Source organism: Flavobacterium sp. MMLR14_040 (assembly GCF_033657265.1).
In the GTDB taxonomy this organism is placed as follows: domain Bacteria; phylum Bacteroidota; class Bacteroidia; order Flavobacteriales; family Flavobacteriaceae; genus Flavobacterium.
The window spans coordinates 195544-219479 of sequence record NZ_JAWVWO010000005.1 but is presented as its reverse complement, the minus strand read 5'-3'; the positions used below and the strand labels follow the sequence as shown (position 1 = coordinate 219479).

Genomic DNA, 23936 nt, shown 5'->3' with positions numbered 1-23936 from the left:
AACAATTATTTTCGCTTTTATTGAAAATAATTAAGTAAAACAATAGAATCACAATCACGATATTCGATTTTAAATCAAAATATAAAACATTACCCATAAAAATAGATCTTAAAAATTATGAAATTCATAAAATCACTTTTAACATTGTTTGTAATTTTTATCTTACCTTTTTCGTTTTTTGCGCAAGTAAAAAGTGTAGGTTTGCCTCAGGTTAAGAACTATAAAAGGACAGAATATAAAGGAGGAACCCAAAACTGGAGCATAGATCAGGACAAAAAAGGAAATATGTACTTTGCCAATAATAGTGGTTTAATTCAGTTTGACGGATCTACATGGCATAAATATTCTTTGCCAAATGGAACAGCAATAAGAAGTGTAAAAATTGATAATTCAGGAAGGATTTTTGTAGGAGGAAATGATGAATTTGGATATTTTAAAAGCAATGAAAAAGGGGTTTTAAAATACTTTTCACTTTCAAAACTAATTGATAAAAAAGCAAACAAGAACATTAATCTTATCTGGAGGATTCATATATATAAAGGAGAAATAATTTTCCAATCATTTACCAAAGTATTTTTCTATAAAAATGACAAATTACGATTTATTGATGCTCCTAATAAGTTTCAATTTTCATTTTTGGTCAATAAAAAACTATACTTTCAGGACAAAGTTTTGGGAATTTTAGAATATAAAAATGGAAAATTAATTCCGCTAAAAGGTTCGACGGTTTTTAATGATAAGGAAATCTGGTCTGTTTTTCCTTTACCAAATAACAGGTTACTTCTGGCCACTCTGGAAAAAGGACTTTTTGTTACCGATGGAAATTCAGTTAAAGCATGGGAAACCGAGGCTAATGAATTTATTAAAAAAAACACATCACTTGGCGGCTGTATAATAAAGAATAAGTTTATCGTTCTTAATTCTGTATTAAATGGTTTCATAGTTTGCGATTTAAACGGTAAGATAATCCAGCATCTTAATCGCCAAAAAGGGCTTCAAAATAATACTATATTAACTTCATTTGTAGACAGCAAGAACAATCTTTGGCTAGGGTTGGATAATGGAATCACTTTTATAAACGAGAATTCGCCTTTCACCTTTTTTGATTACAGTTATAATATCGGAACCGTTTACTCGTCTCTGCTTTTTAATGGATATTTATATGTTGCAACAAATCAGGGATTATTCTATCATTCCTGGAATAAATCATTTAAAGATGAACCGTTTAGCAGGGTCGAAGGTACAATTGCGCAGGCCTGGAATGTACAGGTAATAAACAACACACTATTATGCGCCAGTAATAGCGGAGCACTAGTGATTGATCAAAACAGGGTTTCAAAAGTATTAGACACAAAAGGTTATTTCGGATTTAAAGCAATTCCGAATCACGAAAACTACATAATTGGAGAAAGCTATAATGGTTTTTCGATTTTTAAAAAGGGCGCAAATGGCATTGAATATGTAAATCAGGTTGAAGGATTTGACCAAACCACAAATACATTTGAAATAGCATTAGATGAAAATTTTTTATGGCTAAAAAAAGATCCGTATTTGTATCAAATGGTATTATCTGATGATTTAAAAAGATTTGATTACATAAAAAAGCATACTCGGCTTTCATCAGATTATAAAGGAATCAGAAGCTTGCAAGTAGTAAATAAAAAAATCTATTTTCAAACTAAAAATCATTTTTTCAGGTTTTCGAAAGAACAGGAAGCCTTTTTTGAAGATAAAAAAATTACGCATTTATTTCAGGGTATACCCACAATTAACACTTTAATAGAAGACGCTTATGGCAATTTATGGTATTCATATGGCGAATCGCTGGGGGTATTAACAAAAAATAAAAATGGTAGTTTTACAAAAAAAGAAGCTCCGTTTTCTAACCTTACAGGCAATCTGGTCAATAATTACATTTCTGTAAATACTATCGATCCCGGCAATATTTTTATTGGCCTAACGGATGGTTTAACGCATTATGATTCAAAAATATCAAACAGTTTTATAACTAAACCAAACACCTTCATCGAAAGTTTTTCATTTACTGATGATACCATTCTTATAGGAAATCTTGAAATACAGGAAAAAGAATTTAAACTGCCTTATAGTTCGAATCACGTTAAATTTACATTTTCGTCACCAACTTATGAAAATCAGGAAAACTTACTGTATTCCTATAAGCTGGAACCTTTTGATGATAACTGGAGAAATTGGTCTACTGTAGCAATTAAGGAATACACTAATTTGAGAGAAGGCAATTATACAATGAAAATTAGGGCCAAAAACAGCTATGGTGTGGTCTCTGATGTTAATGAAGTGAATTTTACCATTTCTCCGCCGTGGTACAGACATTTTCTGGCTTATCTTATTTATTTTATTTTTGTTTTAGCCGCTATCTATATTATTTCGAATAGAATTCAATCAAAAATTAGAAAAAACAAATATTACGAAACAATAGAACAACGAAGATTGTATCTTGAAAAAGAATCCAGAATAAGACATGAGCAGCATGAACTTGAGAAAGAAATCGAAAAACTTAAAAGCGACAAACTTCAAATTAAAATTTTAGCAAAAGATAAAGAACTCGTAAATAATTCCCTTCAGGTTGTAAAGAAGAATAAAATCTTAAATGGAATAATTCACAAACTCAAAGACATTGATACTAATATTCTGGATGACTCAACGAAATTTGAGTTCAATAAATTACATAAAAGTATCGTCAAAGAAGTTAATACAGACAAAAGCTGGAAAGACCTGGAAAAGCACATTAAAAATGTTCATTTTGAGTTTTTAAAGCGACTCAAAGAAAAATATCCGACGATTTCTCCGCGCGAACTCGATTTGTCTACCTATTTATTAATGAATATGTCAACAAAGGAAATAGCCGAAATCATGAATATTTCAAGCGGCGGCGTTGAACTTGCCAGATATCGATTAAGAAAAAAACTCGGACTAAATAAAAAAGAGAATTTAATTGGCTTTTTGATGAGTATTTAATTAAAAACAAAACAGCCATTTATAATGATAAATGGCTGTTTTGTTTTTTGCTATAAAAATTAAATATATTCTAAACTTCGCTCAAGAGCCATTCCTCTTGAACCTTTAATTAAAATAATATTGTCATTAAAATTTATGGTTTTAAGGTATTCTGCAAAAGCATCAAAGGTCTCAAAAAACCAGATATATTCTTTTGAAATTCTATTCTCATAAAATGCTTTTCCAATGAAATAACAAGCAGATTCGCTTTGATTTGAAACTGAATCAACAATGATTTTATGCTCGTGAATACTTTCGTTCCCTAATTCGAACATATCTCCCAAAATCATCACTTTTTTTGGATTATCTAATTGTACAAAATTGGCAATAGCTACCGCCATACTGCTAGGATTTGCATTATAAGCATCCAAAATAATTTGATTTGTACCTTTTTTCAATAATTGAGATCTATTGTTATCCGGAACATATCCTTCAATAGCCGCCTTTATATCTTTTGTATCAACTTTAAAGTAAGTTCCTATAGCAACAGCCGCATTAATATTATTAGCGTTATAAAGGCCAATTAAATTAGACTTTACATTAAAATCATTATACTTAATTTCTACAAATGGATTAGCTTCAATACTATTAATTTCCAAATCAGCTTTCTCTTTTTTAATTCCAAATGTAAACGAAGCTATGGCGCTTGATTTTTCAATCTGAATTGGGTCTTCCAGATTCACAAAAGCCGTTTTCTTATTTTTGGCAAGATATTGATACATCTCACTTTTTCCTTCAATTACGCCTTCAACACCACCAAAACCTTCTAAATGAGCTTTGCCAAAATTGGTTATATAACCATAATCAGGCTGTGCAATTTCACATAAAAATTCAATCTCTTTTTTATGATTTGCTCCCATTTCAACAATCCCAATTTGAGTTTCACCATTAAAAGACAATAAGGTTAACGGAACTCCAATATGATTATTTAAGTTTCCAATTGTTGCTTTTGTGTTGAATTTTTTAGCCAAAACAACATTAATCAATTCTTTGGTTGTTGTTTTACCATTACTTCCTGTTAAAGCAATAATTGGCAATTTTAAATATGCTCTGTGAAATTTTGACAATTCCTGTAATGTTTCTAAACTATTTTGAACCAGAATAGTTCTTTCATCTATTAAGTAGGCCTCGTTGTCAATAACAACAAACAAAGCACCTAAATCCAATGCTTGCTGAGCAAAAGTATTAGCATCAAAATTTTCTCCTTTAATAGCAAAAAACATAGAACCTTTTTCAATTTTTCGTGTATCAATTGAAACAGATTTACATTGCAAAAACAAATTATGAATTTCCTGAATATTCATTTATAAAACATTTTTTTATGAATTGTAAAAATAGAAAAGTTATTACAAAAAAATTCCAAATTCCAAACTGAATATTCAGCACTTGGAATTTGGAATCTTTTATTTTGAAATTTCTAAAACTTAGTTTCTAGGCGACTTTCTTCTTTCAGCTTTAGAACCTACTCTAGACATTGCACATCTGAAACCGATATAATCAGTTGCCATATCCTGAGGGAAATATCTTCTTTGAGCCGGATCTAACCAATAAGCTCTGTCTCTCCAAGAACCTCCTTTATAAACTCTTACTTTATCATCGATTAAAGTAGTACGTTTACTAGAGTTGTCATATTTTCTCAAAACCTTACCTAAACTATCTGTAGTGATATTATGTTTAGGAGAGTTGTACATTGTTTGATCAGTTTTTGTTCCAGATTCTGAATCTCCAAAGTCAAAATATTTAGATGATTGTTTGTCACCATCTCTATAATTGATGTTGTCACTTGTACTGAAATTTGTTCTCAAGTAAGTTTCGTTTTCGTCAACTGGCACCTGAGCAATTTCTCCCGGAAGATTTCTGGCTACAACTTTACCGTTACTTAAAGTATCATATTTGATATTGTCTTTAGTAATGATTTCAAGTTTACCGTCTTTACCAATTTTGTTTTTAGCGTATTGATTTCCTCTATAGTAGTTAAAATCATTTGCTTCATTATCAATAATAGGTCTGTAAACGTCAGCAACCCATTCTGCAACGTTACCTGCCATATCGTATAATCCGAAATCATTTGCAGCATAGCTTTTTACAGCATTTGTGATATCTGCTCCATCATCTGACCAACCTGCAATTCCACCGTAATCACCGTTTCCTTGTTTAAAGTTAGCCAATTGATCTCCTTTATTTTTACGTTTTGCTGAACGAGTATAATCTCCAGACCAAGGATATTTCTTTTGTCCTTTATATATATTGTATTCTCTTTGTCCAACATCAGCTGCCGCTGCATATTCCCATTCAGCTTCTGTAGGAAGTCTGTATTCTGGTAAGATAACTCCAGAAGAACGTTGTGCATACACATTTTTTTCTTCTACTACACCATCTTTATTAGCTTTTGGTCTTCTTCCGTTTGGATTTTTCTTTAATACTAATTCTTCATTACCACCATAAGTAGTAGAAGGTGAAGCAAGGTAAGCTTCAGTATTAAATAAACTTTCAGCACTTACGTCTGTAGTTTTAGCACCTTTTTTAAGATATCCGTCTTTTTCAAGAACAGCTTCGTTTACACGGTCTGTTCTCCATTTACTAAATTCAACAGCTTGAATCCAGTTAACACCAACTACAGGATAGTTAGCATAAGATGGGTGTCTTAAGTAATTATTAGTCATCGTTTCGTTATATCCTAAACGATTTCTCCATACCAAAGTATCAGGAGATGCTCCTTCATAAATATTTTTGTAATTTTCTTCTGTTGGAGGGAAAACTTTCTTAAGCCACTCCAGGTACTCTAAGTACATACCATTCGTAACTTCAGTTTCATCCATGTAGAATGATTGAACGTGTTGTTGAGTTGGGGTGTTATTCCAATCGTGCATAACATCATCCTGTACTTTACCCATAGTAAATGTACCTCCTTCAACAAAAACTAAACCAGGACCAGCCTGTTGTTTTTTTCCTGCATTTCTAGCAGCAGTTCCATTCTGACTATCTACATCCCAACCTGTTGCTCTAGAAGCGTGGCTTGAACTCGATTTTTTGCTACAACTAGCCGTGCCCAACATCAATACCATTGACATCATTAATTGCAAGACTACAATTTTGTTTACTTTCATACTCATTCTTAGGTGATAAATTTAGGTGCTGCAATATAATAATTAACATTTAATTAGCAACATCTGTTCTAATAATTTTATTTAGCTGTTTTTTACCAGAAAATAACCTATAGTTACGAACGCAAAAATATACTTTTTATTATTTACTATAACATGAAATACTATATTTTTACTTACTAAAATATTTTAATTTCAAACTAGTATTTTCAACCTATGAAACAAGCTATAATTCTATATCTTTTTTTGATTCCTTTTGTCTCATTTTCTCAGATAAATGGCGGCCTCACATTAGATTGGCAAAATAAAAAAGAGATGAGTTTTGGCGAATACAAAATAATCATACCTTACTTCACAGGAAGCAGTTTTAGGTTCGATACTACTAAAAAAAGCATAACATTGCTTCTTAAACTTGGCGAATCGAGCTCTTCAAACAGCAGTTCTGTTTCGTTAACTAACGTCATATACGAAACAATTTCAATTACGGATTTAGGAGATTTAACACTTCAAAACATTCCGGACAGACCTAATGAAACATTAAAAAACGTCTCAGCAAGGGATAAGAAACAAACTTTTCTTTCTCTTTATCCAATTATTAAGGAAGGAAATAGCTATAAACGAATCAAGTCATTTTCGTATACAATAAATAATAGTACAGCAAAAAGCAGTAATTCTTCTTCTTATCAAAAATCAGCCTTAGTTTCTAATTCTGTTTTGGCTTCTGGCGAATGGTATCGCTTTTATGTCGAAAAATCAGGGGTTTATAAAATTTCAAAGTCTTTTTTACAGAGTTTAGGATTTGATGCAGGCAAAGTTGATCCGAGAAGAATCAAAATTTATGGAAATGGCGGAAAAATGCTTCCATTAGCAAACAACACTTATTATCCTGATGACTTAATGGAAAACAGCATTCAGGTTACAGGAGAAAACGACGGAACTTTTAACAATGAAGACTATATTCTTTTTTATGCCGAAGGAGTTGATAACTGGAATACTGAAAGCCAGACTAATATTAATTTATACGATACCAAATCATACTATTATATTACAGCTACGGGCAGTGATGGAAAAAGAATTTCTACCGCAAATCAGCCAACAGGCAACGCTACACTGAACTTAAACACGTTTGATGACTATCAATTTCACGAAGTTGATCTTACTAACGTTGCCCATTTAGGCCGCCAATGGCTAGGAGAAGCGTTCGATATTAATGCAGAACAGGAATTTGAGTTCAGCTTTCCTAATCTGGAAACAACAATTCCTGTAAAAATAGAAGTAAACGCAGCTTCGGCTGCCTATACTCCTACTTCTTTTGCGGTTTCTGCCAACGGGCAAAACATTGGCAACATTTCATTTAATTCATTAGTAGCAAGTTCTGATGTTAGATATTACTCGGTAAAACTCCCTTCCAATAGCACTTTTACAGGTACTGATAATATCAAAATAAAACTTACCTATAATAATAATGGTGTACCCGGATCAAAAGGATATCTGGATTATATCAACTTAAGTGCAAAACGAAAACTACAGGGAACCGGAAAACAATTTAAGTTTCAATACGATCTGGCGGGTTCAACTCCAGGAATTGTGAATTACACTGTTGGCAACGCTTCAGGCATTAGCCAGATTTGGGATGTTACAGACCTATATAATGTATCAAAAATAGAAAATACAAATTTAGCCATTTTTAGCTTTAAAGCTTCTTTAGGAGAAATTCGAAAATATATTGCAATTGATGCATCAGATTTTTATACTCCTTTAAAAGATAGTCAGCCAAAAATTGCAAACCAGGATTTGAAAGGAACACTTTTTCGAAACAATCAAAATGCATTTCAGGATATTGATTATGTAATTATAACTCCCAAAATTTTAATTTCCCAAGCTGAAAAACTTGCCAATTTTCATCGCACAAACTCTAATCTAAATGTAAAAGTAATTTCGCTAGAGAACATCTATCAGGAATTTTCTTCTGGAAAACAAGATATTTCGGCCATTAGAAACTGCATTCGATATATTTATGAAAATGCTTCTTCTGCAGAAAAAAGAATTAAATACGTGAATTTGTTTGGAGATGCATCATTCGATTATAAAAACAGAATTTCAAATAACACGAATATTGTACCTATATATCATTCCTTAAACAGTAATACCGTTGGAGAATCTTCATTTGCATCAGATGACTTCTACGGCCTCATGGATGCTGATGAAGGAAATGTGATTTCTTTTTTTGGAGGAATTGATATCGCGGTTGGAAGAATGCTAATTTCAGACAATGCTCAGGCCGAAGAAATGGTCACTAAAGTTTTAGAATATCACGATACTAAATCGTATGGAAACTGGAGAAATAATTTTGTTTTAGTAAGCGATGATGCCGACCAGAGTTCTGACGCTTCTTTACAATCCCGTCAAAACGCATTGGCAGATCTTATCTCAACCGAAAAACCTTTTTTTAATATTGACAAAATTATTCTGGACTCTTATACTCAGGAAGCTTCTGCCGGAGGATCGAGATATCCTAAAGCAAGAACTGACTTTTTTGATGCTTTTGAAAAAGGAGCTTTAGTCTTTAATTATTTAGGTCATGGTGGCGAAGATGGATTAGCAAGCGAAAGAATCTGGGAGAAATCTGACGGTCAAAACTTAAACAATCAATACAAATATCCTTTATTCATAACCATTACCTGCGAGTTTTCGAGATTTGATGACCCAACAAGGCCAACAGCGGGCGAATACACATTTTGGAACCCGAAAGGAGGAGCCATTGCAATGCTTACAACCATTCGCTCTATAGGTCAATATAATGCAGAAAATTTTAATGACAGCCTTACAAAAAACCTGCTTTCTTATGGTGCAAACCAATATACTACGATCTCAGAAGCGCTTCGAATTTCTAAAAATGACAATCCAAGCTCATCCAGTAATGTGATTTTTTATATTGGAGATCCCGCTTTGATGCTGGCTATTCCAAAACCCAGAATTAATTTAACAAAAGTAAATGATGTTGTTATTTCACAACCTATTGATGATTTTAAATCTTTAGCAAAAATTAAAATTACAGGAGAAATTACAGACGAGAACAATACTATTTTAAGCAATTATAATGGCGAATTAGCTACTGCTGTTTTTGATAAATTAATTACAACCACAACATTAAATAACGATGGTTATAGTCCTGCAATGTCTTTCAAAACTTTGGGAGAAACCATTTTTAGAGGAAATGCATCAGTAACCAATGGTCAGTTTGAATTTAGTTTTGTTGTGCCAAGAGACATTAGAATCCCTTTAGACTATGGCCGAATTAGCTTTTATGCCAAGAAAACAACAATTTTAGAGAATCAATCAGGCTATAATACCGCCATTAAAATAGGCGGAATAAATGAAAATGCACCTGTGGACAATATTAATCCGAAAGTGAAGTTATATATGAACGATGAAACTTTTGTTTCTGGCGGAATCACGAATAGTTCCCCATTTTTATTGGCTTTTTTAGAAGATGAAAACGGAATAAATACCGCTAGCGGAATTGGCCATGACATTGTTGCGATTTTAGACGGCGATGTAAGTAATCCTTATATATTAAACGATTACTATCAAACTAAATTAGACGATTACACAAATGGAAATTTACGTTTTCCGCTAAGAAATTTAGAAGCAGGATTGCACACTATAAGCTTTACAGCCTGGGATGTTTATAACAATCCCGTTACAAGTGAAATACAGTTTATAGTTGTTGGAGATGAATCGCTGACGCTGACACACGTTCTTAATTATCCAAATCCATTTTCGACCTACACTCAATTTTGGTTTTCACACAACAGACCTTACGAACCTTTGGATGTGCAGGTTCAGGTGATGACAATTACAGGAAAAGTGGTATGGACAAAAAATCAGGTGATTACAACCGAAGGCTTTTTATCAAGAGAGATAACCTGGGACGGCAAAGATGATTTTGGAGACCGCATTGGGAAAGGCGTTTACATCTATAAACTCACTGTGAGATCAAATTTAACAAATAAAAGAGCAGAAAAGTACGAAAAACTTGTCATATTATAAATATATATATATTTTTACCATAAAAACCTTAAATCTATAAATGAAAAAAATATCTCTACTATTAATTTGTTTATTAATTATTTCGTACGCAAAAGCCCAAGACATTACACGTCCTATTACTACCGGAGTACCTTTCCTATTAGTTGCTGCTGATGCAAGAGCGGCAGGTATGGCAGATCAGGGAGTTGCAACATCAACAGATGCTTACTCTCAACAATGGAATCCTGCAAAATATGCATTTGCAACAGATGCGCAAGGACTTTCAATAAGCTACACTCCTTATTTGACAGATTTGGCCAACGACATTTCTTTAGGACAACTTACTTACTACAACAAAATTAACGAACGAAGTGCTTTTGCAACAAGCTTTCGTTACTTTGGTTTTGGAGGAATTGAACTAAGAGAAACCGGAGACCCAAACGAACCTACAAGAGAAGTAAATCCTAATGAATTTGCCTTAGATGGATCTTATTCATTAAAATTAAGTGATAAATTCTCTATGGCTGTTGGTGCAAGATACATCCGTTCAAACTTAAAAATTCCTTCAACCGACATTGACGCATCAGCTGCAAGTTCTTTTGCAGTAGACATTGCGGGCTTCTATCAATCTGATGAAATTGCTTATGCTGATTTTAACGGAAGATGGAGAGCAGGTTTTAATATGCAAAATGTAGGTCAAAAAATCAGTTATGATAATGATGATATAAGTGCTAACTTTTTACCAGCAAACCTAAGGTTAGGAGGAGGTTTCGATTTTATTTTAGACGATTATAATAAAGTGGGGGTAAGTGTAGAATTTACAAAACTTTTAGTACCAACTCCTCCAGGACCTGGAACCGCTGTTGATGCAAACGGAGATGGAGACTTTACTGATGTCGGCGATATTTCTCAGGCAGATGCCGATGCTGCAAATTATAAAGCTTACAATGATATTGGCTGGGTTTCTGGAATATTTAAATCTTTTGGAGATGCTCCGGACGGTTTTAGCGAAGAACTAAAAGAAATCACCTATAGTGTTGGTGCAGAATATATGTATCAGGATTCATTCGCAGTAAGAGCAGGATATTTTCACGAGAGCCCTGAAAAAGGAGCCCGACAATTTTTCTCTTTAGGAGCAGGATTCAAGTATAGTGCAGTAAAAATTGACGTATCATATTTATTTTCGTCATCAAAAGTTAAAAATCCTTTAGAAAACACACTTCGTTTTTCTTTAACGTTTAACTTTGGCGATAAATACGAGCAATACTAAACAAGAAAAATTTAAACAATATAACAATCCAAATTTCTGATTTTAGAAATTTGGATTTTTTTTCCCTTAAAAAGAATGAAAGAAATAAGCGTTACATCATCATTTTTAGTTTATGATTCAATAAAAGAACTTTCAAATGAAGTTCAGGACTTAATGGAACAGGCAATTGAAATTCGAAAAAAAGCATATGCACCCTACTCAAAATTTAGAGTTGGCGCGGCTTTACTTTTAGATAATGGAAAAATAGTTCTGGGATCAAATCAGGAAAACGCAGCTTATCCTTCGGGATTATGTGCAGAACGTGTCGCTATTTTTTACGCCGGAAGTGTTTATCCGGAAGCCAAAATCGTAAAAATGGCAATTACAGCAGCGTCAGACAACAATCAGACAAAAGCTCCAATTCCGCCATGTGGTTCATGCCGCCAATCAATAGCAGAATACGAAATTAAACAGGAAACCCCTATAGAAATCTATTTTATGGGCGAAATTGGGGAGGTTTACAAATCAACATCCCTTAAAAATTTGCTCCCTTTTATGTTTGATAAAAAGTTCTTGTAAAAAAAAGCCAAAAAGTAGCGTTTAAATTTTAGTTCTTAAATGTAATGTCTTATTTTTGCATCCCGACCTTTCGGGCGCAAATTTGTGGGAGGAAACTATTTTGCGTTATAGGCAACAATTGATAACACAAACAAACTTTAGCAAAAGAAAGAATTCAGATGAAAGAAGTTACAAAAGAAGTATATTTAAAGTGGTACGAAGACATGCTGCTTTGGAGAAAGTTTGAAGACAAACTTGCAGCATTATACATTCAACAAAAAGTTAGAGGTTTTCTACACTTATATAATGGTCAGGAAGCTGTATTAGCAGGCGCGTTGCACGCTATGGACCTGACTAAAGATAAAATGATTACTGCTTACAGAAACCACGTACAGCCAATTGGTATGGGAGTTGATCCCAGAAACGTAATGGCTGAACTTTTAGGAAAAGTAACAGGAACTTCTAAAGGTATGGGAGGTTCTATGCACATTTTCTCTAAAGAGCACCGTTTTTACGGAGGTCACGGAATCGTAGGTGGACAAATTCCAGTAGGAGCTGGTTTGGCTTTTGCTGATAAATATTTCAACACTGGAGGTGTTACCATGACTTATTTTGGTGACGGGGCTGCAAGACAAGGTTCATTACACGAAGCTTTCAATATGGCTATGTTATGGAAGTTACCAGTTGTATTTATCGTTGAAAACAACGGTTATGCAATGGGAACATCTGTAGAAAGAACTGCAAATCACACTGATATCTGGAAACTTGGTTTAGGATACGAAATGCCTTGCGGACCTGTTGACGGAATGAATCCTGTAAAAGTTGCTGAAGCAATGCACGAAGCTATCGAAAGAGCGCGTCGTGGAGACGGACCAACTTTCCTTGAAATGAAAACGTACCGTTACAGAGGACACTCAATGTCTGATGCACAATTATACCGTTCTAAAGAAGAGGTTGAAGAATACAAAAAAATTGACCCTATTACTCAGGTTTTAGATGTAATTATGGATCAAAAATACGCTACAGAAGAAGAAATTGAAGCAATTGACCAAAGAGTTAAGGATTTAGTTGAGGAATGTCAGAAATTTGCTGAAGAATCTCCATATCCTGAATTGCAACAATTATACGATGTAGTATACGCACAAGAAGACTATCCATTTACACCTCATAAACTATAATTAATTATGGCTATTAAAGTAACAATGCCTCGTTTGAGCGATACTATGACGGAAGGAACGGTAGCGACTTGGTTAAAAAAAGTAGGCGACAAAATTAGCGAAGGAGATATCTTAGCTGAAATTGAAACAGACAAAGCAACAATGGAGTTCGAATCTTTTAACGAAGGAACTCTTTTACATATTGGAATTCAAGCTGGAGAAACTGCTCCGGTTGATTCATTATTAGCAATTATTGGAAAAGAAGGAGAAGACATTTCAGCACTTTTAGCTGGTGGAGACGCTCCTGCTGCCGAAGCTCCAAAAGCTGACGCTCCTGCTGCTGAAGCAAAAACAGAAACTGCTGCTCCTGCAAAAACTGCAACTGAATTACCAAAAGGTGTTATAGTAGTAACTATGCCACGTTTAAGTGATACGATGACAGAAGGAACTGTAGCAACCTGGTTGAAAAAAGTAGGTGATACTGTTGCAGAAGGAGATATTTTGGCAGAAATTGAAACAGACAAAGCAACAATGGAGTTTGAGTCTTTCAATGCCGGAACATTATTATACATCGGAATTCAGGAAGGAAATACTGCTCCCGTTGATAGCTTATTAGCCATCATTGGACCTGCAGGAACTGACATTTCTGGAATTGCTGATAACTATACTGCCGGAGGCGCTGCAACTGCAAGTGCTCCTGCTGCAGAAGAAACTAAAGCTGCTCCTGCTGCTGAAAAAGCAACAGAAGCAACTGCTGATACTTCATCAAATGGAGGAAGAATTTTAGCTTCACCTTTAGCTAAAAAAATTGCTTCTGATAAAGGAATCCAATTGACTCAGGTTAAAGGTTCTGGAGAAAACGGACGTATTGTAAAAAGCGATATCGAAAACTTTACGCCGTCTACACAAGCAAAACCTGCTGCAAGTGCTGATGCTAAATCAGAAACTGCTGCACCAGCTGCTCCAAAAGTATTTGTTCCTGCCGGAGAAGTTTACACAGAAGAGATCAAAAACTCTCAAATGCGTAAAATTATTGCAAAACGTTTGGCAGAATCTTTATTTACAGCTCCTCACTACAACTTAGTGATCGAAGTAAGCATGGACGAAGCAATGGGCGCAAGAGCAACAATCAATACGGTTCCTGATACAAAAGTATCGTTCAACGATATGGTAATTAAAGCTTGTGCTTTAGCCTTGAAAAAACATCCAAAAATTAACTCTCAGTGGAAAGAAGATGCTATCATCATCAACCACCACGTTAATATTGGTGTTGCTGTAGCAGTTGAAGACGGATTAGTAGTTCCTGTATTGAAATTTACAGACGCTATGAGTTTATCTCAAATTGGTGCTTCAGTAAGAGATCTTGCAGGAAGAGCTAAAAACAAAAAATTAGGACCACAAGAAATGGAAGGAAGTACTTTTACAGTATCTAACCTTGGAATGTTTGGTATTACTGAATTTAATTCAATTATCAACCAACCAAACTCTGCTATCCTTTCTGTAGGTGCAATTGTTGAGAAACCAGTAGTTAAAAACGGTCAGATTGTAGTTGGAAACACAATGATGTTATCATTAGCTTGTGACCACAGAACAATTGACGGTGCAACCGGAGCTCAATTTTTACAAACGTTAAAACAATACATCGAAAGCCCGGTTACAATGTTGGCATAATCGATTGTTTTACATATTTAAATCCCGTTTTGAGTAATCAGAACGGGATTTTTTATTTAATTTTAGTTTCTCAATTTCAATACTTCATAAATATGAAAAAAATATTCTTAGTAACTTTATTTTTAGCAGCTTTTGCGTGTCAGAAAAAAGATTCGGCAGAAAAAACAAACACTGCTAAAGCTACTATTAAAGACGAACACACCTTTTCTAAAGCAGATCTTGCTGTTGTAAAACACTTAGATCTTGACATCAAAGTTGACTTTGATACACAAACAATCTCAGGAAAAGCTTCCTGGAAAATTGATAATATTAGCAAAGGAAACGAAATTATCTTTGATGAAAACACACTAAACATTACCAAAGTAACTTTAGGTGACGAAGAAAAAGAAACCAAATTCGAACTCGGAAACGAAGTTGAATTTCACGGAAAACCACTTCATATTACTATTGAACCAAACACTACAAAAGTTAACATCTATTACAGCACCACCAAAGATGCTGTTGCATTGCAATGGTTAAATCCGCAACAAACTGCAGATAAAAAGAAACCTTTTGTTTTCTCTCAAGGCGAAAGTATTTGGTCTCGTACCTGGATTCCGTGTCAGGATTCACCGGGAATACGTTTTACCTATAATGCTAAAGTTACGGTTCCTAAAGATTTATTGGCGGTAATGAGCGCCTCTGTAAATCCGCAACAAAAAAATGATACAGGAATTTATACTTTCAAACAAGATAAGGCGATTCCGTCTTACTTAATGGCTATTGCTGTTGGAGATATTGCTTTTCAATCAATTGACAACAGAACCGGAGTTTATGCCGAACCTTCTATATTAAAAAAAGCGGCATGGGAATTTGCTGAACTTGGAAAAATGGTTGGCGCTGCCGAAAAATTGTATGGACCTTACCGTTGGGGACGTTATGATGTTTTGGTTTTACCTCCAAGCTTTCCTTATGGCGGAATGGAAAATCCTAACTTAACATTCCTGACTCCGGGCGTTATTGCCGGCGATCGTTCTTTAACGAGTTTATTGGCACACGAATTAGGCCACAGCTGGAGTGGAAATTTAGTAACCAACGCAACCTGGGATGATATTTGGTTAAATGAAGGCTTCACTACTTATGTGGAACATAGAATTGGAGAAGAAATTTTCGGTAAAAAAGAGGCTGAAATGCAGGATGTTTTAACTCGAAAAGATTTAGATGATAATATCGCTGAATATGGCGCTAAAAATCCAGATACAAGATTAAAAGTAAGTCTTACAAACAGAAATCCAGATGATGGAATTAGCCAGATTCCTTATGTAAAAGGGTATAACTTCCTGAAAGTAATTGAAGCTGCTGTTGGTCGTGAAAAATTCGATCCGTTTATTAAAAACTATTTTAATGCGCATGCTTTTCAATCTATAACAACAGAAGATTTTGTAAAATATTTAAACGATAACCTTATTAAAGGAGATAAAGCTCTTGCAGATAAAATAAAATTAGATGATTGGATTTACAAACCAGGCGTTCCATCAAATATAACAACTCCTTCTTCTGAAGATTTTACTGCAATAGATAATATTCAGAAAAGCTGGAGAAAAACAAGCGTTAAAGGACTAAGTCAAAAAATAAAATCAACTACAGAAAAACAGCATTTTATAGATTACTTACCAGCAGATATTACAGCCGAAGAAATGGCTGCAATTGATAACGAATTTAGTTTTACTAAAAATGGAAACTTCGTTATTAAACGTCAGTGGTTTGCGCAGGCAATAATTCATCAATATAAACCTGCTTATCCTGCAATTGAGCAATTTATGATTGCAACCAGCAGAACGGGATCATTAATGACCCTTTATAAAGAATTGGTTAAAACCCCGGAAGGAAAAGCCTGGGCAAAACAAATATTTGAAAAAGCAAAATCAGGTTATCATGCGACAACCGTTCAGGCTGTTGAAGGTTTGCTAAAATAGTTTACAGTGACAGTTTTTAGTCACATTGGAAAGTGGCAGTGAACAGTAGCAGTTTTTTCATTTTTACAGTTTACATCCCCGATTATTAAGATAATCGGGGATTTTTTATTCTTATTTGTCATTTTTCGACGCAGGAGAAATCACATTCAGTATTCGACAAAGATTAGCGATTTTCTTTACGGAATTTCTCGTGTTATTTCTCCTGCGAAATGACAAATTAAACGAAAAGATTCTAATGAAAATGATTGCCCTAGCCCCGATAGGAGTGGAAATCCTTTTGTGTAATGGAATGGAACAAAAGATTGAAGCGGATAGCGGGATTAGCTACTAAAAAATCACATAAATCAAAAATTTTATTCAAAAAACTATCCAGGGAAAATTGTCCATCACTTGGCGTAAATTCTCCATGTTTTAAGATCTGTAATCGTCGCACCTTTGTAATGTCAAAAGACAACAAATAAATAATAACATAAAAATTATATACAATGACACGATTAACAGCATTAAACCCAGAAGAAGTAACAGGAAAAACTAAAGATTTATTCAATGCCGTACAAGGAAAATTAGGAGTTGTTCCTAACATGATGAGAACAATGGGAAATTCCCCAGCAGTTCTTGAAGGATATTTAAACTTAAGCGGTGCTTTGAGCCACGGAAAATTAAGTGCAAGAACCGGTGAATTATTAGCCTTAACGATTTCAGAAAAAAATTCATGTGATTATTGCGTTGCCGCTCACACTTTCATTGGCGGAAAATTATTAAAAACCGACGCACAAGTTTTACACGATGCAAGAACAGGAAATTCTACAGATGCTAAAACAGATGCCATACTAAAATTTGCCAAAGCATTAGTAAGTAAAAACGGTTTGGTAAACGACGAAGATGTAAACACGGTTAAAAATGCAGGCGTTTCTGATGCTGAAATTGCAGAAACTGTAGCCCATGTAGCTTTGAATGTTTTAACCAATTATTTCAACAATACTGCCAATACAGAAATTGATTTTCCTGCAATTCCAAGTTTAGAATTACAAAACTAATTCAACAAAAAAAACAAAGCTATAAAGATAGTTGTGATTATTTCATGACTATCTTTATATTAAAAAAAATAGCATGGAAACACCAAGACATCCTTTACCTCCCTTTACTACTGAAACTGCACTTCAAAAAGTTCAAATTGCCGAAGATGCCTGGAACTCAAAAGATCCTGAAAAAGTTGCGCTTGCCTATACTATTGATACGGAATGGAGAAACAGAACCGATTTTATTAATGGCCGCGAAGAAGTAAAACAATTCCTAACCAATAAATGGAAAAAAGAACTTCATTACAAACTCAAAAAAGAATTGTGGGGTTTTCGCGAAAACAGAATGGCTGTGAGATTTGAATATGAATGGCAAGATCATTCCGGACAATGGTTTCGCAGTTACGGAAATGAACTTTGGGAATTTGACGAAAATGGCTATATGCAAAAAAGATTCGCCAGCATTAATGATTTACCAATTGAAGAAAGCGATCGAAAATTATAAAATATTAAACATGAGTAGTCAAAATGTTTTTACTTTAATAAATCCACAAACAGGGAATTTGGCTTTCAAAATTCTTCCGTTTGATGACAACAGCCATTTTGATCATTTGCAGCGTAATAATTTTTTCTCATTAATTTGGGTTACAAAAGGAAAAGGAAACGTAAAAGCAGATTTTGCCGAACATCAGTTTGAAGAAAATTCACTCCTCGCCTTTTCTCCTTACCAGCCCTTTATGCTTTGTGTAAAAGAACCTATTGAAGGAATTGCTATTCATTTTCATCCTGATTTTTATTGCATTCATATGCATCAAAAAGAAGTTTCATGCAGCGGTGTTTTATTCAATAACGTCTATCAGCCGCCATTTGTTAAAATTACAGATGAAGCTTCTGCTATTTTTAAAATGGTTTTGGATCAGATGAAAACCGAAATTCAAAACACCGATTTAGCGCAATATGAATCACTGGTTTCTTATTTGAAAATATTTTTAATTACAGCTTCCCGATTAAAAAATCAGCAATTAGAAGAAATGAAATCAATTCCAAATTCTAAAGAACCTTTTATTCTTCAGAATTTAAAAGACGCTATTGAGGATAATTTTAAAACCAAACATTCTGCCGGAAACTATGCAGACATGCTGAATATCTCGGCAAAAGCTTTAGCCAAATTATCAAAGAATTATTTCAATAAAACACTAACCGACTTAATTGCTGAAAGAATCATTATTGAAGCCAAAAGAGAATTGTACATGACCAATAAATCCGTAAAAGAAATCGCCTACGAATTAGGTTATGATGATGAACATTATTTTAGCCGGTTTTTTAAAACTAATGCTGATGTTTCGCCGCAATTGTATCGAGAAACGGTGGGATTTGGAAAAATGGAAGCTTAATTTTTATTTTTAGCTTCAATCCATTTTGCCATGTATTTGGTGCTTTTTAAAGTATGATGCTGCAGCAAACTTCCCATAAAATTATGCAAACGATGATTTTCAGAATCATTCAACAATGAATTAATTATTTTAATTAATTCGTCTGAATATTTATTTTTTTGATAGCATTCATTCACAATTGCAATTCCATTTTTTTGGGCTTGTTCCCAAAGATTTTCATTCTTATAGAGTTCAACAGCTTTTTGGGCAAATTCCTGAACATCATCAGTAATAAAGCCATTCCAAGGCAAATTACCATACATTGCTTCCGAACCAATTGTTGTGGTCGCACTTGGCGTTCCGCATTGCATTGCTTCTAACAATTTCCCTTTTAAACCCGCGCCAAAACGAATTGGAGCCAAAACAATTCTGGCATTTTTCACAATTTCATTGGCGTCTTCTGCCCTTCCCATTATAAAAAAACCATTTTTAGGCTGATGCAATTGCAGTACTTTCTGTGATGGATATGCGCCATAAACCTCTAAAACGGCTTCCGCAAATTGATTTTTAATCAAAGGCCAAATCGTTTCTTTTAAATACTGAACTGTATTCCAATTGGGTTCATGAAGAAAATTTCCGATGAAGACAAAATTCCTGCGTTCTTCAAAAGAAGGTAATTTCTGAAGATTTTCCTCAGACATTTTATCAACTAAAAAAGGCAAATAATACAGCAGACTGGGATCAATTTTGAAAATATCATTTAGAAGATCCATTTCAAATTTTGAAATAATAAAAGATAAGTCACATCTCAAAATACTCGCGATTTCACGTTTTGCTACTTCTTCTGAAAGCAAATCATGAAGTTCAAAAGTTCTTTTTTCTTTAAACGCCTTCTGCCTCGCCGTTCTCAAACAATGTAAATCTTCCGTATCAAGTAAACGAATCGCTTTTGGACAATTTTCAGAAACCCGCCATCCAAATTGTTCTTCGATCATAAAACGATCAAATAAAACAACATCGGGATTTAATTCGATTATAAAATCATCAAAACTGGAATTATTCAATTCTATTGACTTTTTTTCTACTCCAAATTGTGATAAATCAACCATAAAATCACTGTCTAAAGCCGGACTTGCAAATGTAATTTCAAATCCATTTTCCTTAAAAATAGAAATCAATTGCATCATTCTTCCGCCCGCTGCCGACGAATTTGGTTCAGGCCACACAAAACCAATTATTACAAGTTTTTTTGTTTGATTCATCTTAAATCTTTAAACTACAAAAATAATGCTTTTTTAGCCGTAATTACACGATATTTCCTGACTTTCGGTGGTAAAAAAAGACTAATTTTGCAAAATATAAATCTGCAATAATTATGTTAGGATTAAAATTAGCCACAGATCCACGTTGGGTAAATATAGTCGAATCAAATATCGAAGAAATTTTGACAGACCATGCGTGGTGTGAGCAGAAAGCTGCTTCAAACGCCATTAGTTTAGTTACCTATAACTCTGAGCTTGAGGAATTAGTAACCGAAATGCTGGTAATTGCCCGAGAAGAACTGGAACATTTACAAATGGTTCATGATATAATTAAAAAAAGAGGTCTGACTTTGGGACGCGAAAGAAAAGATCATTATGTAAATGAACTTTTTAAATTCATGAAGAAAGACGGAAGCCGAAAAGATGCACTTTGTGATCGCTTATTGTTCTCTGCAATGATCGAAGCAAGAAGCTGCGAGCGCTTTAAAGTACTTTCTGAAAACATAAAAGACGAAGAACTGGCAAAATTTTATCGTGATTTAATGATTTCTGAAGCCGGTCATTATACTACATTTTTAGGCTTTGCCCGAAAATATACTGATAATATAGATATTGACAAACGCTGGAAAGAGTGGATTGAATATGAAGGTTCTATTATTACCAATTACGGAAAAAAAGAAACTGTACACGGCTAGTCTACAGTTTTTTTTACCACCCCCACAATCAATTAAAAATACCGCATTTAAGCCTATATGTCTAAAATTACATCAAAACCTTTTTTATTAAAAATAGCTAAATACACAGGAATAACACTTATCGTAATCTTAGCATTATTATTTTTTACCCCTATTCTCTTTGCAGATCAGATTAAAGAAAAAATTAAAAAAACAGCAAACGAAAGCCTGAGTGCCGAACTTAATTATTCGGATGTTTCTGTCTCATTTTTTCACCACTTTCCATCTCTGACTTTAACCCTGAACGATCTAAACTTAAATGGATCTGCGCCATATAAGAATGAAAAATTTATCACAGCGAAGGAAGTTTCTTTTGGTATTGATGTTGTAAGTTTAATTTTTGGTAACTCCGCAAAAATTGATCAGATTTATTTATCAGATTCTTTTATCAATGTAAAAGTGAGCCCAAACGGCGAGGCAAATTACAATATTTATAAATCTACATCTCAGGATTCTAATCCAAAAGACAGCACAGAAACAGCCTTAACGCTCGAAAGAATCGAAATCATAAATAGTAAAATTATTTACGACGATCAATCGACAAAAGTACATTTTGATGCGATTGGCTTTAATTATTTAGGGAAGGGAGATTTAAGTAAATCTTTATTTGATCTTCATTCTAAAGCGAAAATCGAGAAATTGAACATCATTTACGATAACGAACCTTATTTGATGAATAAGAAAGTAGATGCAGATCTAATTACTCAGATAAACGTTAACTCTTTATCCTTCTTTTTTCAGCAGAACAATTTAAAAATCAATCAGCTGCCAGTTGATTTCAAAGGAAAATTTGATTTCCTGAAAGACGGCTATAATATGGATTTTGTTCTTAAATCTGATGATAGCGAATTGTATGATGTATTTACGGCTTTCCCTCCAAAATATATCACATGGCTTTCTAAAACTGAATTGAAAGGAAATACAAATCTTCTTTTAACTCTGAAAGGAAAGTATATAGCATCACAAAACATTGCACCAGATTTGAATTTTGATTTAAAAATAGAAGATGGTTTTATAAATTATGACGATAGCGATTTTCCGGTTTCAGACTTAAATTTTGAAATTAAGACAAAAGTTCCTTCCTTAAAGCCAAATCTCTTAATTGTTGATGCTGCAAATTTATCATTTCGTGTGGGTGAGGATTATTTAAAATCGAAATTTTATTTAGAAGGAATGGATGCACCAATAGTAGATGCTGCTTTTAAAGCCAAAATTGATCTTGCTAAACTCAATAAAGGATTAGGAATTCCTGGTTTAACATTAAAGGGGATTTTAGTTGGGGATGTTAAGGCAAAAGGCAAATTCGACAGAAAAAACAAGTTATTTCCGGTTGCAAAAGGAATAATTGATTTGAAGAATGGCTTTGTAAAAACAAGTTATTACCCTAACCCTATTACTAATATTCAATTTAAAACTACAATTGAGGATAAAAAAGGAACATTTGAAGATTTGAAATTTAACATTAAACCTGCTCAATTTACGTTTGAAGGAAATCCGGTTTTTGTTCAGGCATTTCTAAATAATTTTGATGATTTACATTACGATGTTACAGCAAAAGGCGAACTTGATGTGAAAAAAATATATAAAGTTTTCTCACACAAAGGACTTAATTTAGATGGATTTATAAAAGCTGATTTAGCCTTAAAAGGAAAACAAAGCGATGCCGAAAATGGAAATTATAATAAACTAAACAATAAAGGAACCCTGGAAATAAGAAACATTGGTATCAACTCAGAATTTCTTCCTCAAAAGTTTATTATAAGAGATGGTCTTTTTAAAATCAATCAGGATAAAATCTTATTTAATAATTTCATTGCATCCTATGGACAGTCTGATTTTAAAATGAATGGTTATTTTCAAAACGCAATTAACTATGCTACAAGCAAAAAAGGCATTTTAAAAGGGGCTTTTACTGTTTCTTCGAGATATATTAATGTAGACGAATTTATGTTTAACAATACTCCAAAAACTCAGGCGCCAAAAACTGAAAAGAATAAATCTGGGGTTATTATAATTCCGGATAATTTTGATTTACAGCTTACAGCGAATGCGCAGAAAGTTTATTTTGACAAATTGATACTTGAAAATGCCAAAGGAAACCTGAAAATTGATAATAGTAAAATTATGATGCAGGAAACCGGCTTTAATTTAATTGGATGTCATGTTTCCATGAATGGAAATTATCACGCTGTTAATACTCAAAATGCTAATTTTGAGTATAAAATTAAAGCATCTGATTTTAATATTAAAAGAGCTTACAATGAAATAGAAGTTTTTAGAAAAATGGCCAGCGCTGCAGAAAAAGCACAAGGAATTGTTTCCCTGGATTACCAGCTAAAAGGAAGATTAAATGGCAATATGGAACCTGTTTATCCATCTCTTGTGGGCGGCGGAACACTTGCTGTTAAAGACATAAAAGTAAGAGGATTGAAAATGTTTAATGCCGTGAGCAAACAAACTGGTTCTGAATCAATGAAAAATCCGGATGTTTCTAAAGTAGATATCAAAACGACTATTAAAAACAACATCATGACGGTTGAACGCTTTAAATTTAAGTTTGCCGGCTTTAGACCAAGAATTGAAGGAACTACAAGTTTAGACGGAAAACTGAATTTGAAAATGCGTTTAGGATTACCTCCGTTAGGTATTTTTGGAATTCCGTTAACCGTTACCGGAACACAAAATAGTCCAAAAGTAAAAGTTGGGCGTCAGACAGAAGATTTGGAGGAAACTAAGGATACAGAGTAGAAATTCCAAGTTTTTTAAATTTTAAATTCCAACACTGC

At 33.7% G+C, this 23936-nt stretch carries 15 protein-coding genes; 12 read left to right on the top strand and 3 right to left on the bottom strand.

Annotation, left to right across the window (positions count from 1 at the left end; translation table 11 throughout):
* Positions 1-117: 117 nt before the first annotated feature.
* A complete protein-coding gene (locus SD960_RS09455; protein WP_318802445.1) occupies positions 118-2997 on the top strand; it encodes a triple tyrosine motif-containing protein in 2880 nt (959 codons plus the stop codon).
* 59 nt (positions 2998-3056) lie between these two features.
* Here SD960_RS09455 and SD960_RS09450 read toward each other — a convergent pair whose 3' ends face one another.
* A complete protein-coding gene (locus SD960_RS09450; protein ID WP_318802444.1) occupies positions 3057-4340 on the bottom strand; it encodes a UDP-N-acetylmuramoyl-tripeptide--D-alanyl-D-alanine ligase in 1284 nt (427 codons plus the stop codon).
* Between the two features lie 120 nt (positions 4341-4460).
* Positions 4461-6143 (bottom strand): gliding motility lipoprotein GldJ, encoded by a 1683-nt coding sequence (gene gldJ / locus SD960_RS09445; RefSeq protein WP_318802583.1) that lies wholly within the window; start codon positions 6141-6143, stop codon positions 4461-4463.
* A 213-nt stretch (positions 6144-6356) separates the two neighbouring features.
* Between gldJ and porU the strand changes: the two genes are divergently transcribed.
* The 9 genes from porU (at position 6357) to SD960_RS09400 (ending at position 19175) form a co-directional block, all read left to right on the top strand.
* Positions 6357-10193, top strand: coding sequence for a type IX secretion system sortase PorU (gene porU, locus SD960_RS09440; RefSeq protein WP_318802443.1), 3837 nt, complete (start codon positions 6357-6359; stop codon positions 10191-10193).
* A gap of 40 nt (positions 10194-10233) precedes the next feature.
* On the top strand, positions 10234-11442 hold the full coding sequence (gene porV / locus SD960_RS09435; protein WP_318802442.1) for a type IX secretion system outer membrane channel protein PorV: 1209 nt from the start codon (positions 10234-10236) through the stop codon (positions 11440-11442).
* 75 nt (positions 11443-11517) lie between these two features.
* Positions 11518-12000, top strand: a complete 483-nt coding sequence (gene cdd, locus SD960_RS09430) for a cytidine deaminase (protein ID WP_318802441.1) — start codon at positions 11518-11520, stop codon at positions 11998-12000.
* Between the two features lie 158 nt (positions 12001-12158).
* The gene (gene pdhA / locus SD960_RS09425; protein WP_115843738.1) at positions 12159-13157 is read left to right on the top strand and encodes a pyruvate dehydrogenase (acetyl-transferring) E1 component subunit alpha; all 999 of its coding nucleotides are present in this window, start codon (positions 12159-12161) and stop codon (positions 13155-13157) included.
* 6 nt (positions 13158-13163) lie between these two features.
* The gene (locus SD960_RS09420) at positions 13164-14807 is read left to right on the top strand and encodes a pyruvate dehydrogenase complex dihydrolipoamide acetyltransferase (RefSeq protein WP_318802439.1); all 1644 of its coding nucleotides are present in this window, start codon (positions 13164-13166) and stop codon (positions 14805-14807) included.
* A 92-nt stretch (positions 14808-14899) separates the two neighbouring features.
* Entirely contained in the window at positions 14900-16762 is a 1863-nt protein-coding gene (locus SD960_RS09415; RefSeq protein ID WP_318802438.1) for a hydrolase/aminopeptidase, read from the top strand.
* 485 nt (positions 16763-17247) lie between these two features.
* Positions 17248-17799 (top strand): carboxymuconolactone decarboxylase family protein, encoded by a 552-nt coding sequence (locus SD960_RS09410; protein ID WP_318802437.1) that lies wholly within the window; start codon positions 17248-17250, stop codon positions 17797-17799.
* Positions 17800-17872: 73 nt separating this feature from the next.
* Positions 17873-18286, top strand: a complete 414-nt coding sequence (locus tag SD960_RS09405) for a nuclear transport factor 2 family protein (protein WP_318802436.1) — start codon at positions 17873-17875, stop codon at positions 18284-18286.
* Between the two features lie 10 nt (positions 18287-18296).
* Entirely contained in the window at positions 18297-19175 is an 879-nt protein-coding gene (locus tag SD960_RS09400) for a helix-turn-helix domain-containing protein (RefSeq protein WP_318802435.1), read from the top strand.
* On the opposite strand, the gene SD960_RS09395 is transcribed toward SD960_RS09400, so the two are convergent.
* Positions 19172-20416: a glycosyltransferase gene (locus SD960_RS09395; RefSeq protein ID WP_318802434.1), complete on the bottom strand. Its 1245-nt coding sequence runs from the start codon at positions 20414-20416 to the stop codon at positions 19172-19174. The genes SD960_RS09400 and SD960_RS09395 overlap by 4 nt on opposite strands.
* A 113-nt stretch (positions 20417-20529) precedes the next feature.
* Here SD960_RS09395 and SD960_RS09390 point away from each other — a divergent pair, with 113 nt between their 5' ends.
* A complete protein-coding gene (locus SD960_RS09390; protein WP_065448101.1) occupies positions 20530-21111 on the top strand; it encodes a tRNA-(ms[2]io[6]A)-hydroxylase in 582 nt (193 codons plus the stop codon).
* A gap of 57 nt (positions 21112-21168) precedes the next feature.
* Positions 21169-23898 carry an AsmA family protein gene (locus tag SD960_RS09385; RefSeq protein WP_318802432.1) on the top strand — a complete coding sequence of 910 codons (2730 nt, stop codon included), beginning with the start codon at positions 21169-21171 and terminating at the stop codon, positions 23896-23898.
* The last annotated feature ends 38 nt before the right edge of the window (positions 23899-23936 follow it).